We start from the raw sequence: 13,241 nt of genomic DNA, 5'->3' as shown, positions 1-13,241 counted from the left end.
TCTGTCAGGCCGCTAACCGGTTACCCTGTCGTGGCGCCGAGCCAACTGACTCCTGAAGTCACGTAGCAGCCTCTTCAGTTCCTGCGTTCTGGCTGAACCTGGATCGTCTCCGGGCTGATAGGCTATCTCCATATACAGCCCGGTCAAGCGGGACAGTGATCGTTCAAGGTCCGGGCGCTGATCCGCGACCCGCCGACAGTAATCCAGCGGCGCCTCGCCCGCTCTTCTCGGCAACCCGATCCGGGCCAGGTGGTGACAATATTCCCGGTATAACACGTCACCCAGTCGCATTTTATTCCTGGGGCGCCGCCTGACCACCAGCAAGGCTATGGCAGCGACAGTCAAAAGACTGGACACCGCCAGAACCGTCAGAATACGGGTACGGTTGGAATTGCCAAACCATTGTTCAAAAAATACCGATTGCTGTTCGATGTTGTAGCTGACAACCCGCCGATTCCACAGATATTCCAGGGCATCAAGACGTAGGCGCAGGTTATTCATCCAGCCCGCCCCACGAAACCTGGCTAAGGAAAAACGTGCTTCGTTCAGGAAGTTAGGGTCATCCCCCAGCGCCGCCTCGAAACCGTCAGAAATACGCTCCGGTGCCACGATGGATGTCGGGTCAAAGCGAACCCAGCCCTCACCTTCGAGCCAGATTTCCGACCAGGCATGGGCATTGTACTGATAGACCATGGTGTAATTTTCAAATCGATTATACTCGCCCCCCTGATAGCCAACCACTACCCGGGCCGGTACACCGCCCGCCCGCATCATGAAGGTAAACGCGCTGGCAAAGTGCTCACAATAGCCTGCCCGGGTCCCGAACAAAAACTCGTCAACGCGCTCGGCACCCAGCAACGGCGGACTGAGGGTATAACTGAACTGCTGCTGAAACAGGGCCATGACAGCAAAGGCATAATCCCGGTCCGTGGCGGCGTTGGCACGCAGAGATTGAGCCAGCTCGCGACTGCGGGGGTTACCCCCTTCGGGCAGAGCCAGAGAACGCCTGCGAATACTGTTCAGCAGCAGTAAATCCGTCTGATTGTTGCGATAGGAACGCAGGTTGTAACTCAGGCGCTGGTTAATCGGTGTACGGTTGAGCAGCTCGAAGTTACGACCCCGGGTTATCTGGGGAGACAACGGCTCGGCCAGGTGCAGGCCAAAGATCCAGCGTTGCTGACTGGGCTCCATGATGACGTTATAGCTAACCGGCGTTCCGGCTACGTTGACCCGATCCTGGTAGTCGATCTCTACCGGCGCATTGGCTGCGGCTGCTGACAAGGCAGAGCGTCCCTGGCGACTCCAGCTTGCCCCGTCGAAATAGTCCAGCACCAGGCCTCGCCAGTAGAGATTTTCGTGCAGGGGCGGCGGGCCATTCTCGAAAGTCACCCGGAATGCCAGATCAGTTGACTGGGCCAGTTGACTGATATCGCCGGGCGACATCTGCTCCGATACGCCGGTAGTGGAAGTCGACTGAGTAGGCACCGCCCACAGGGGCCCGATACGCGGAAATACCAGAAACAGGACGATCATGAGGGGCAGACTCTGGGCAGTGATTTTCACCGCCACTCCCAGAGTGGCCGGTCGCTTACCCACTGGCGCCGTTCGGTTCAGCGACACCATGCTGCCGATGATGACGATAGTCATCAGGGTCAGGTACATGCTGGTAACCATGCTCTGGGAATAGATCAGAGAGACCAGCGCCATGATAAAGCCCAGGCACAGCACCACATAAATGTCGCGCTTACTCTGCATCTCGACCAGTTTGAAGATAAATCCGAGCGCCAGCAGACTGGCCGCGACATCGAGACCAATATCGAGTGACCGTAGTTGTGAAGCAGAGCCAACCAGGATAAACAGCACCACCAGCACCCGTAGCAGTCGCCCGGGGTAATCCAGTTTGCCCAGAAAAATAAGCACGCGCCAGATTATGCAGCCCGCCGCCACCAGACTGATCCACGCAGGCAGGCGCAGGACATGGGGCGCGAGGGCCATGACCACGGACATCAGCACCCAGATCAGGCTTCTGCGGGGAATCTGGTAGGTGATATCCAAGCCTATGCCCCACTTCCAGCACTGTTGCTGGACTCAGTACCTGCCCGCTGCCGGTATAGCGCAAGCGCCTGCAAGACACTGAGCTTGTGGGACTTACCGGTATCAGGTGCGATTTCCACCCCCGGCAGCCTCAATCCATAGGGAGTTTCTGAGGTAGCCAGCTTCAGCACGCAGTAACAAAGGCGGGAGAGGCGTTCTTCGTCAGTAAACCCGAAGAACATGTCCCAATCCAGCTGCAGGCGTTCGTCCAGGTAATCAACAAACTGTTTAACCAGCATACCCTGTCCACGGGCCACGTTTTTCCAGGCGACCTGCCTGAGCGAGTCGCCCGGAGTGAAACTGCGAAAACCATAGAAATCCTCGGTACCTGCCCTGACCAGCGCAGTCTCTTCGGCACAGCCTCCGGCATTCCCGAACCGGGCCAGCGATACTGCCACCGGCTTCGGGTAAACCAGGCACTGCATCTGCAGGTTGACCACCGACCAGGCGGTAAACAGCCCGGTAGGAAAACGGGTGCGGATATAGAGCCGAGGCGCCGCATGCCAGCCTCGTTTCACGGTGCGGCTGAAAACAGCCACCGACTCCTCCTTATAGATCACCAGGTTTGCCTTGCTGGCGGTCGAGCCCTTGAAAAAAAATTCCAGCGCCTCGTGATTGCGCTTACCGGCACGCCTCAGTCGTACCTGAAACGCCGCGTCTTCGCCGCTGAACACCGGACTGGCTGGCAACGCCGACAGTTGCAGACCATTGAGATTACTGAAGCTGTGAATCATGGAAACCATGAACAGGCTGATCATAAAAAAAGCCAGGCCAAAGGCCAGGCTGACTTCATAGTTAATGGCAGCGATGAATACGATCATGGCAGCCAGCAGAAACAGGAGGCCCTGGGGGGTAGGCAGAATCAGGATGTTCTTTCGGTTAAGAATCGCATCAGGGCCCGCCGGATTGCGACGCTCTGCCCAGATTTCCATGCGGCGGGTCAGCCATGGGTAACGCTGAGATGAATCCATATTTTATCGATCGGTCCCGTAATTCAACACTGGGTTAAGACCGGGCAGCAGTTTACTTGATTACGTCAACGTCGTTGAGCATACGTTGTGCGAGCGAGGCACCCGTGTGCCCGTCCTCATCGGTAACCGCACGCAGACGATGCTCTACCACGGCCGGTAAAACCGCCTGAACATCCTCTGGAATGACATGACTGCGCCCACTCATCAGCGCCCAGGTCCGGGCCGCACGCATCAGTGCCAGACTGCCGCGGGGGGACAGGCCATAATGAAAATCATCCCGGTTCCGGGTATAAGCGATCAGGCGCTGAACGTAATCAAGTAACGAATCACTGCTGTGTACCCGGGCTGAGCGGGTTCGAAACTCCTCGATGTCCGCGGCCGACAGGCAGTTCGAAATAGAGGCGGTGGCATCGATCAGTTCATCGCGCTCGAGAAGCGCCCGCTCGGCTTCCTGGTGGGGATAGCCGAGGTGCAGGCGCATCAGAAAACGATCCAGTTGCGATTCCGGTAACGGAAACGTACCGGACAGGGTGACCGGGTTCTGCGTGGCAATGACGAAAAACGGCTTTGGTAACGCCCGGGTCTCTCCCTCCGTGCTCACCTGCCCTTCCTCCATCGCCTCAAGTAATGCGCTCTGGGTTTTCGGCGTAGTACGGTTTATTTCATCTGCCAGTATCAGTTGGCTGAAAATGGGACCTGGGTGAAAACTGAAACCACCACTGGACTGGTCGTAAATCGAAACGCCGAGTATGTCTGCGGGCAACAGATCGCTGGTGAACTGGATTCGGTTGTAAGCAAGACCGAAAGCCTTGGCAAGGGCATGGGACAGAGTGGTTTTCCCCATACCCGGCAGGTCTTCTATCAGCAGGTGGCCACCGGAGAACAGACAGCACAGTGCCAGCCTGATCTGCTGCTCTTTGCCGAGCAGTGCCTTTCCAATCTCGGCGATCGCAGCATTAACCCTTTTTTCCATGCTGGCACCCTGGATATCCATACCACCACCGACCTTACTTTCCGGGTTTACCGATAACATTGCAACTCCCTGTCTATTGCTCGCCACCTATTCCTGCAGGTCCGCGATCAGATTGTTTTCCTTGCTGAAACCGGAGTTTTTCTTGTGTGACTTGGCCTGATCGCTACGACTGTTCTCCAGCCGCCTGAGGTAGATCTCGTCCACATCTCCAGTGACGTACTTGCCGTCAAAAACGCTACATTCATATTCTGTTATCGCGGGATTCCCCTCTTGAGCGGACGCGATAAGGTCACTCAAATCCTGGTAGATAAGCCAATCAGCACCAATTTTCTGCTGGACCTGTTCATCAGTCTTGCCATTGGCGATCAGCTCACTGGCTGCCGGCATATCGATGCCGTAAACATTCGGATAGCGGATTGCCGGTGCCGCCGATGCGAAATAAACCTTATTGGCGCCCGCATCCCTGGCCATCTGGATAATCTGCTTGCAGGTCGTTCCCCGTACAATGGAATCATCAACCAGCAGGACGTTCTTGCCTTTGAATTCCAGCTCGATGGCATTGAGCTTCTGCCGCACCGACTTCTTGCGCTGGCTTTGCCCGGGCATGATAAAGGTACGACCGATATACCGGTTTTTCACAAAGCCTTCCCGGTATTTGATACCCAGTCGGTTGGCCAACTCCAGGGCGGCGGTGCGGCTGGTATCAGGGATCGGGATCACCACGTCGATATCGTGATCTGGCCGCAAGCGCTTCACCTTTTCCGCCAGCTTTTCCCCCATTCGCAGCCTTGCCTTATACACCGAGATACTGTCCATTAGAGAATCAGGCCTGGCGAAGTAGACATGCTCGAAGATACAGGGCGTGTATTTTCCTGGCGTAGTGCAAACCTTGGAATAGAGATTACCGTCCACATCAATGTAGACCGCCTCTCCCGGAGCCACGTCACGCACCAGCTCGAACCCTTGTGAATCCAACGCTACGCTTTCCGAAGCAATCATATATTCGACCCCTCGCGTCCCTTCGCGGCTGCCGAATACCAGAGGCCTGATGCCGTTGCGATCTCTAAAACCGACTATTCCATAACCAGCGATCATAACTACGGCTGCGTAGCCACCACGGCAACGCTTGTGCATGCCTGTAACGGCACGAAAGATATCCTCTGGCGAGGGCTCTACTTTTCCACTCTGCTGCAGTTCGTGGGCAAAAACATTCAGCAGCACTTCTGAATCCGAATCCGTATTGATATGCCGCAAATCGTCATTGAACAGTTCCCTGACCAGTTCCGACGTATTAGTGAGGTTACCGTTGTGTGCCAGTGCCAGGCCATAGGGGGAGTTCACATAAAAAGGCTGCGCCAGGGCCGGGCTGGAGCTGCCGGCTGTAGGGTAACGCACGTGACCAATACCCATCTGTCCAGTCAATCGGCGCATATGGCGGGTGCGGAATACGTCTTTAACCAGGCCATTGTCCTTGCGCAGGTTAAGCCTGCCGTTATCGCTGGTCATGATTCCGGCGGCATCCTGACCGCGGTGCTGGAGTACCGTGAGGGTATCGTAAAGACACACTCCGACATCTGTATTTGAAACTACCCCTACCAGACCACACATGTTAACCACCCCGCCTCGGTTAATGGATAAATCACTGTACTACTCTTGCAGGTGACGACGTCTCGATCAACGCATCAGCCTCGGAAATATCGTCCAGAAACATCCTCGACCATTCTATAGCTTGCTTGCCATAGGGAATCAACCTCGACTGCTGCCAATCAAGTGACTCGGAAAAAAAATTCCCGGCAACGAATATTCCCAGCATGACTATCAGCCCACCCCTGGCGAAACCAAAAGCACCACCAAGAAGCCGATCCGTCAGCTGCAGTCCCACGAAAGAGATCAGCTTCACCATCAGGTTGTTTACCAGCGCACCAACGATCAGCGTGGCAAAAAACAACAGAACAAAGGCGGCAACCAGCCTGGTCGTCTCACCGTCGAAAGTGGAGGCCAGTGCAGGTGCAAAATCGTCACTGTACACCCTGGCCACTATGAGTGCTGCGATCCAGGTCACTAGTGAGAGCACTTCCTTAACCAGCCCCCGCCACAGCCCGAATACGAAGGAAAGGGCAACAACCACGGCAATCACAATATCTATCCAGTTGAAGTCCGCTACCTGGTTCACACTACCTCCCTCTTGTTTCTCATCGTGGCACTCTGCTGTGCCAGGTTATCGCGGTCATAAGGGCTCAACTTCAAAGCGAACCACGAGGCCGGCCAATTGGAATTCTTCCTGTAATTGTACTTTGAGGCGATTGGCGGCCTCACGCTCCACCTGTGGCCCCACAAAGACTCCCGTAACCGATCCCTGAGCACCCGACAATTCCCGTCGGTAAGCTTTGTAGCCGGCATTCAGCAGTCGTGATTCGAGGGTGGCCGCATTCTGGGGATTGGAAAAGACCCCCAGCCTGACACTCCAGCCTGCGGGTAGAGACATCTCGTCCAGCATGGGCCCTGGTTCAGGTTCAGGTTCAGGTTCAGATTGAGGTTCAGGTTCCGGTCGGGGTTCCACCACGCTATTTTCCACCAGTTGTCGGGGTTCCGGTTCATCCTGTGCGGTGACAGCCGGCCGGTCAGTCAGGACCGTCATAGCGGGCGGCTGGGTACGAGGGTAGCGGTCAGCGTCGATTTGCGGACGTTGTGGGACCGGCTCCCGCATGATTTCAACTGCCGGCATCTCCGGTATACGGCCAGTGATTGCAGGCTGGTAATCGCCGTCACCATCCAGTATGAACGGCAGGAAGATCAGGGCCAGCATCAGCAGCACTACCGTACCGACGATTCGCTGTTTAGTTCCGTGATTCATTGTTTCCCTGCCATCGCGAGGACATCGATGGCGTCTGCCGGTTCAGCGTGGCGCGTTTTGTTAAACTCGGTAAATACGTCAACAAGACAACTACCTCTTCAGGAAAGCCCTGATTGCAGCCACTGTTAAAAAAGACCCGGTCACAACGACCAGGTCATCGGGACCGGCATGCTCGCAGGCCTGTTGATAGGCGGATACGACATCCTGACACACGGTGACGGGCTGTGAGCTGATAATTGGCTCCATCCGCTCGGCAAGTTTCTGTGCAGCCAGGCAGCGAGGCTGATTTACCTGCGCAATATACCAGATGTCCACGACTGAATCTAAGGCCTGCACAAATCCTTCGACATCCTTGTCGGCCATTATTGCCAATACCAGTAGCACCTGCCGGGCAACGGGGCTGTTTGCTTTGGCGGCGGCCAGTCTGTTTTTCAGTAATTTTGCCGCGGCCGGATTGTGCGCTACATCAAGCACGACCTCACAGGAGCCCGAGGCATCCCTGAACTGCTCGTACCTGCCCGCCAGTCTCAACTCCGCCAGGACACGATCGACAACTGCCGCTTCGGGCAGCAATCCGAGCAGCAACAGCGCCTGCATGGCGGCCGCTACCACATCCGGATGCAGCGCCGGTACCCTGAGCGTATCCAGATTCAACTGACAATCCCGCTGATTGCTACCCTGCCAGGACCAGGCTCCCGTGTCGCTGATTCTCTGATCAAATTCCCGGCCCGCGAGGTAGACTGGCGAGCTCACCGCACCTGCCACCTCCAGCACACTTGCCGGTGGTTGCCGGTCGGCACACACCAGCGGTTTTCCGGATCGAAGAATGCCTGCTTTCTCCCGGCCGATCTCCTCCCGGGTTTCGCCCAGCCAGTCCGTGTGATCAAGATCAATACTGGTGATCACGGCGACGTCGCAATCGACGATGTTGACTGCGTCCAGGCGCCCACCCAACCCGACCTCCAGGACCAGCACATCCAGTTCGGCCTGCTGGAATAACAGCAATGCCGCCAGAGTGCCAAATTCAAAGTAGGTCAAGGAGATGTCGCCCCGGGCAGCCTCAATAAGGCTGAAGGCTTCACACAGAGAACTGTCACTGACTTCCTGGCCGCAGATCCTTATACGTTCGTTGTAGCGCTGCAGGTGCGGCGATGTATAGACGCCAACCTTGAGCCCCTGGGCCAGCAACAGACCTTCCAGCGTGGCAACACAGGATCCTTTGCCATTGGTGCCCGCTACTGTGATCACCCGCGCGCTGGGACGATCCGGCATGAGATGTCTGGCAACAGCGCGCACCCGGTCCAGCCCGAGATCGATCTCTCGGGCATGCAATGCTTCGATATAGTCCAGCCAGGCCTGCAGATCCTTCATGGCCGCACACCTCTCATTCAACCAGCACACCGCTGGGAAACCACGAGTTCAGACTGCAGAACTCATTTTCCGGGAACGTCATTGATTCAATCATGCCAGTCCGATGCGAACGGGCAGCGCGACGGGGATTCTTACTATCTGTTGGAAGGTTTGTCCTCGCTGCCGTCTCTGTCAGAGCGAGGAGTCTGTTGCTCAGGGTCCTGTTGATCGTCCTCGGAGTCGACAGACTCTTCTCCGTCGGGAAGGCCGGAACTCTCCTCCGTCGTCCCGGCTTCGTGAGTCAGTTCAGATTCCAGGCCTTCCTGGGTGGCTGCGCCTGCTTCAGGTTCGGCACCGGTTTCATCCTCTAAATCCAACTCTGGTTCCTGCAACGGTTCGGGTGCGGAAGCACCCAGCCGATCATGCATTAATTTCCGCAACAACGACACAATACGTTTACGCAGCTTCTTGCGAGGCACAATCATGTCAATGGCGCCATGCTCAAGCAGGAACTCGCTGCGCTGGAACCCTTCCGGCAGTTTTACCCTTACGGTCTGACGAATCACGTCCGGGCCGGTGAAGCCAACCAGCGCGTTAGGCTCGGCGATGTTGATATCACCCATCATGGCGAGGCTGGCTGATACACCCCCGTAGACCGGGTCCACCAGGACCGAGATAAAAGGCAATCGGTGCTCGCGCAGCTTAGCCAGTGCAGCAGCGGTTTTTGCCATCTGCATGAGGGAAATCAGCGCTTCCTGCATACGGGCTCCGCCGCTGGTGGAGAAACACACCAGGGGTGATTTGTTTTCAATACAGGCGTTGACGGCCTGAGTGAATTTTTCACCCACCACCGCACCCATGGAGCCCCCTATAAAACCAAACTCAAAAGCAACCGCTACCAGTTCGGTGCCTTCGACAGTGCCTTTAACGACTATCAGCGCATCCTTCTCGCCTGTTGCTTTCTGAGCGGCGGAGATACGATCCTTGTATTTCTTGAGGTCTTTAAACTTCAGAATATCGACGGGCTCGATGTCGGTGAACAATTCTTCCTGGCCCTCTTTATCCAGAAACAACTCAATGCGTCGTCGCGCCGTAATGCGCAAGTGGTGATCGCATTTCGGGCAGACTTCCAGGTTTCGTTCAAGGTCGCCGCGATACAGAGTCTGATCACAGCGCGGGCATTTCTTCCACAGACCTTCGGGAACTGACGACTTGCTCTTGCTACCGATGGAAGACGTCGAGATTGACGGTAATATCTTGTTGATCCAACTCATCGGTCAGAAACCCTCATTTGCAAATCCTCTGAAAGTCACAGACTGGCCGCATCCAGTCGCGCCCGGACAGCATCAATCAGCTCTACGCTGGACTTGATCTGTTCATCTGCCAGACTGGTTTCAGCCGGCAGTTTACCAATCTTCGCTACCAGTGCACTGCCGATCACCACCCCATCGGCCAGGGCTGCCATCGCAGCCGCGCTGGCTTCGTCCTTGATCCCGAATCCGATCACTACCGGCACGTCGGTAAAGGTTTTTAACAGCGCGATATTCTTCGCTATGGAGTCGGTATCGCTGATCGCGGCGCCTGTCACTCCCTTGAGCGACACATAATAGAGATAGCCGGTACACTGGCTGGCTATAAGTCGGGCGCGCGTTTCACTGGTAGTAGGCGCCACCAGAAAAATAAGATCCATTTCTGCCGCACTGAGCAGGCCCGCCAGTACCGCGGACTCGGTAGGCGGCATGTCGACTACCAGCACACCGTCTACGCCAGCCTCGCTGGCACCGTCAACAAAGGTCTCGTAGCCCATTATTTCTATAGGATTCAGGTATCCCATTAAAACCACGGGCGTCTCGCTATTCTGCTTCCGAAACCGCGCCACCAGCTCCAGCACCTGATTCAGTGTGGTACCGCGGGCAAGGGAACGTTCAACACCTTTTTGAATGACCTCGCCGTCGGACGACGGGTCGCTGAAAGGGACACCCAGCTCGATGATATCGGCCCCGGCAGCAACCAGAGCATGCATAAGCCGCAGTGACAACTCAATATCCGGGTCACCCGCCACCAGATAGGGTATCACTACCTTCTGGCCTGCATCCCGTTTCGCGCTCATAACCTCAGTGATTCTGCTCATAGTCGGTTACAGCTCTATACCTTCGATGGTGGCGACAGTTTGAATGTCCTTGTCGCCACGACCGGACAGATTGACTACCACCCTTCGCCCCGCACCCAGGTCCCTGGCCAGTTTCATGGCATAGGCGATCGCGTGGCTGGATTCGAGCGCCGGAATAATTCCCTCGAGACGCGTCAGTTCATGGAAAGCCCGCAAGGTCTCCTCGTCTGTCGCATTCACATACCTGACCCGTTTGATATCCTTCAGCCAGGCGTGTTCGGGACCCACACCGGGGTAGTCCAGCCCGGCAGAGACTGAATGTGTTTCCCTGATCTGACCACCACTGTCAGTCATAAGGTACGTGCGGTTGCCGTGCAGAACACCAGGCCGCCCGTCGCTCAATGGCGCCGCATGTTTACCCGTCTCCAGACCCAGCCCACCTGCTTCAACACCGTACATCGCAACTTCCGTGTCATGCAGGAAGGGGTGAAACATGCCGATAGCATTGGAACCCCCACCGACGCAGGCCACCAGCGCATCCGGCAGGCAGCCGAACTGCTCCAGGCACTGCTCCCGGGCTTCAGTGCCGATAACGCTCTGAAAATCCCTCACCAGCCTCGGATAGGGATGAGGGCCCGCCGCGGTACCGATCATGTAATAAGTGGTGTCCACGTTTGTGGCCCAGTCCCGCAGGGCCTCGTTCATCGCATCCTTCAGGGTTCTGGTGCCAGATGTCACAGAAATAACTTTGGCACCGAGCAGCTTCATGCGAAACACATTGGGCGCCTGCCGCTTGATGTCCTCGGCCCCCATGTAGACATGGCACTCAAGCCCCATTCGCGCTGCCACGGTAGCACTGGCCACGCCGTGCTGACCCGCTCCTGTTTCGGCAATCAGCCGCTTCTTGCCCATGTGCTTGGCCAACAGCGCCTGGCCTATGGTGTTGTTCACTTTGTGCGCGCCGGTGTGATTGAGGTCTTCGCGCTTGAGGTAGATCTCGGCACCACCGGCTGCAGCGGTCAAGCGCTCCGCCAGATACAGCGGTGTAGGCCTGCCTACGTAGTATTTGAGATCGTGATGAAATTCCTCCCAGAACTTCGGGTCTGCAGACAGCTCGTTATAAACTTCTGCCAGCTCTTCTACTGCGGCAACCAGCGTTTCGCCAACGAACATGCCTCCGTAGGGGCCGAAATGACCCAGATTGTCAGGACCATCCAATTGGTCACTGTCTGAAGTCTCCATCGATACTGCGTCTTTACTTAACACGATATTAGTCCTTTCCAGGTGGGAAGATTCTACCTGATTCTAACTGTAAACGGCGTCAAAAAAGTGCCTGAGTTTTTCCGCGTCTTTCACACCCGGCCGTCGCTCAACACCACTGCTGACGTCAACCCCATAAGGCGCCACCTCAGCAATAGCCTCGCTTACATTGGCGGGCGAAAGGCCACCGGCAAGCACGATCGGATTATGTCCATCGGTTACCAGCTGACGCGCAACGGACCAGTCAAATGTGTGACCTGTTCCTCCTGCTGCGCCAGCTACAAACGCGTCGAGAATAACACTGCACTTTCCATGAAACGGAATCAGCTGTTGGCGGGCACTTGCGAGATCCTTAACCCGGACAGCCTTGATATAGGGTACGCCGAAAGACCCACAAAAGGATTCCGATTCACTGCCATGAAATTGCAGACACTGGATACGCCCGGACTCCAGCACAGCTCTCACATCAGCCTCAGCCGGATCCACAAACAGTCCTACCACGGTTACAAAGGCCGGCAGACTGCTGACAATGCCCGCAATGGAGCCTGGATTTACCGCGCGGGGGCTGGAAGGATGAAAGACAAGCCCAAGCGCATCCGCACCAAGGTCTGCAGCCAGCCTGGCATCTTCGGCGCGGGTGATGCCGCAGATTTTGATTCGATGTCGAGGCAAACTGTTACAGTGTCCGCTAAAAGCGCGGAATTCTAACAAAATAAGCTGGCGCAGCCTATGGATATGGCTGCAAAAAGACTGGACCGAGGCCGCTGTCGGGCAGATTGAACTGAGCGGGATAGTCCGCCCTGACCAGATACAACCCGTCGGCCGGTGCAGTCTTGGCCGCTAACCTGCGATCCCTCCCCTTCAATAACTCCAGGCTCCAGGGTGCCGGACGCGCCCCTTTGCCCACTTCCAGCAACATCCCCACAATGTTTCTCACCATGTGCTGCAGAAATGCATTGGCCTGAATATCCACCACGATGAACCGGTTGCTATGCCTGACATTGAGCCAGTTTATGCAGCGCTGTGGTGTCCGGGACTGGCAACCCGCGGCGCGAAAGGCACTGAAGTCGTGCTCACCAAGCAAGTGCTGGCCAGCCTGCTGCATGGCTTCCACATCTGGCGTGAAGGCAATTCTCGTCGCTTTACCGGCCAGATGAGTGGCGTGAAAATCAGCTTCGTAGATGAGATAGAGATAGCGGCGTGCTGTCGCGGAAAAGCGAGCGTGGAATGACAGAGGAACCGGTTGCGCCCACCGTACTCTCACAGTTTCCGGCAGCATGCTGTTGACGCCTTTTTGCCAGGCTCTTCTGCCCCTGTCCACCGGGGTATCGAAGTGCACCACCTGGCCGGTAGCGTGTACGCCACGGTCTGTTCTGCCGGCACAATGCACGGTGATTGGTGAATCCGCTATCCTGGACAGTGCTTTTTCAAGCGTTGCCTGTACGGTAGGAAGTTCCGGGGACAATTGCCGCTGCCAGCCGGAAAAGGAGGATCCGTCATACTCCAGTTCCAGAGCAATTCGGTGGAGCTGCCGCTCCTGTTCAGGCTGGCCATCCATCCTGACGAAACCCTGGTGAGACTGGAGAATTACGCTGTGTGATCAAGTGCTGGCGAGAACCACCTGGCAAG

General features: G+C 56.3%; 12 protein-coding genes. All 12 read right to left on the bottom strand.

From position 1 onward, the window contains the following. Positions 1 to 12 precede the first annotated feature (12 nt). The 12 genes from R3F50_16300 to truA all read right to left on the bottom strand — a co-directional run bounded on the left by R3F50_16300 (position 13) and on the right by truA (position 13,170). Positions 13 to 2,055, bottom strand: coding sequence for a DUF3488 and transglutaminase-like domain-containing protein (locus R3F50_16300; protein ID MEZ5491857.1), 2,043 nt, complete (start codon positions 2,053 to 2,055; stop codon positions 13 to 15). A gap of 2 nt (positions 2,056 to 2,057) precedes the next feature. Further along, complete coding sequence (locus tag R3F50_16295; protein MEZ5491856.1) at positions 2,058 to 3,065, bottom strand: DUF58 domain-containing protein; 1,008 nt, start codon at positions 3,063 to 3,065, stop codon at positions 2,058 to 2,060. Between the two features lie 52 nt (positions 3,066 to 3,117). Then, positions 3,118 to 4,038 carry an AAA family ATPase gene (locus tag R3F50_16290; GenBank protein MEZ5491855.1) on the bottom strand — a complete coding sequence of 307 codons (921 nt, stop codon included), beginning with the start codon at positions 4,036 to 4,038 and terminating at the stop codon, positions 3,118 to 3,120. 87 nt (positions 4,039 to 4,125) lie between these two features. Further along, positions 4,126 to 5,646, bottom strand: a complete 1,521-nt coding sequence (gene purF, locus R3F50_16285; protein MEZ5491854.1) for an amidophosphoribosyltransferase — start codon at positions 5,644 to 5,646, stop codon at positions 4,126 to 4,128. Between the two features lie 31 nt (positions 5,647 to 5,677). Continuing rightward, complete coding sequence (locus tag R3F50_16280) at positions 5,678 to 6,211, bottom strand: CvpA family protein (protein ID MEZ5491853.1); 534 nt, start codon at positions 6,209 to 6,211, stop codon at positions 5,678 to 5,680. A 54-nt stretch (positions 6,212 to 6,265) separates the two neighbouring features. Further along, a complete protein-coding gene (locus tag R3F50_16275) occupies positions 6,266 to 6,892 on the bottom strand; it encodes an SPOR domain-containing protein (protein MEZ5491852.1) in 627 nt (208 codons plus the stop codon). A gap of 90 nt (positions 6,893 to 6,982) precedes the next feature. Continuing rightward, on the bottom strand, positions 6,983 to 8,263 hold the full coding sequence (folC, locus tag R3F50_16270) for a bifunctional tetrahydrofolate synthase/dihydrofolate synthase (protein MEZ5491851.1): 1,281 nt from the start codon (positions 8,261 to 8,263) through the stop codon (positions 6,983 to 6,985). A 134-nt stretch (positions 8,264 to 8,397) separates the two neighbouring features. Beyond that, on the bottom strand, positions 8,398 to 9,516 hold the full coding sequence (gene accD, locus R3F50_16265; protein MEZ5491850.1) for an acetyl-CoA carboxylase, carboxyltransferase subunit beta: 1,119 nt from the start codon (positions 9,514 to 9,516) through the stop codon (positions 8,398 to 8,400). Between the two features lie 35 nt (positions 9,517 to 9,551). Beyond that, entirely contained in the window at positions 9,552 to 10,373 is an 822-nt protein-coding gene (gene trpA, locus R3F50_16260) for a tryptophan synthase subunit alpha (protein MEZ5491849.1), read from the bottom strand. Positions 10,374 to 10,379: 6 nt separating this feature from the next. Then, positions 10,380 to 11,594 carry a tryptophan synthase subunit beta gene (gene trpB, locus R3F50_16255; GenBank protein MEZ5491848.1) on the bottom strand — a complete coding sequence of 405 codons (1,215 nt, stop codon included), beginning with the start codon at positions 11,592 to 11,594 and terminating at the stop codon, positions 10,380 to 10,382. A gap of 63 nt (positions 11,595 to 11,657) precedes the next feature. Further along, a complete protein-coding gene (locus tag R3F50_16250; protein ID MEZ5491847.1) occupies positions 11,658 to 12,284 on the bottom strand; it encodes a phosphoribosylanthranilate isomerase in 627 nt (208 codons plus the stop codon). Positions 12,285 to 12,339: 55 nt separating this feature from the next. Then, positions 12,340 to 13,170 (bottom strand): tRNA pseudouridine(38-40) synthase TruA, encoded by an 831-nt coding sequence (gene truA, locus R3F50_16245; GenBank protein ID MEZ5491846.1) that lies wholly within the window; start codon positions 13,168 to 13,170, stop codon positions 12,340 to 12,342. Positions 13,171 to 13,241: the final 71 nt, after the last annotated feature.

This window comes from Gammaproteobacteria bacterium (assembly GCA_041395725.1).
GTDB lineage: Bacteria > Pseudomonadota > Gammaproteobacteria > Pseudomonadales > Pseudohongiellaceae > NORP240.
The sequence above is the reverse complement of the archived record's forward strand: the minus strand, read 5'-3'. Positions and strand labels throughout refer to the sequence as shown.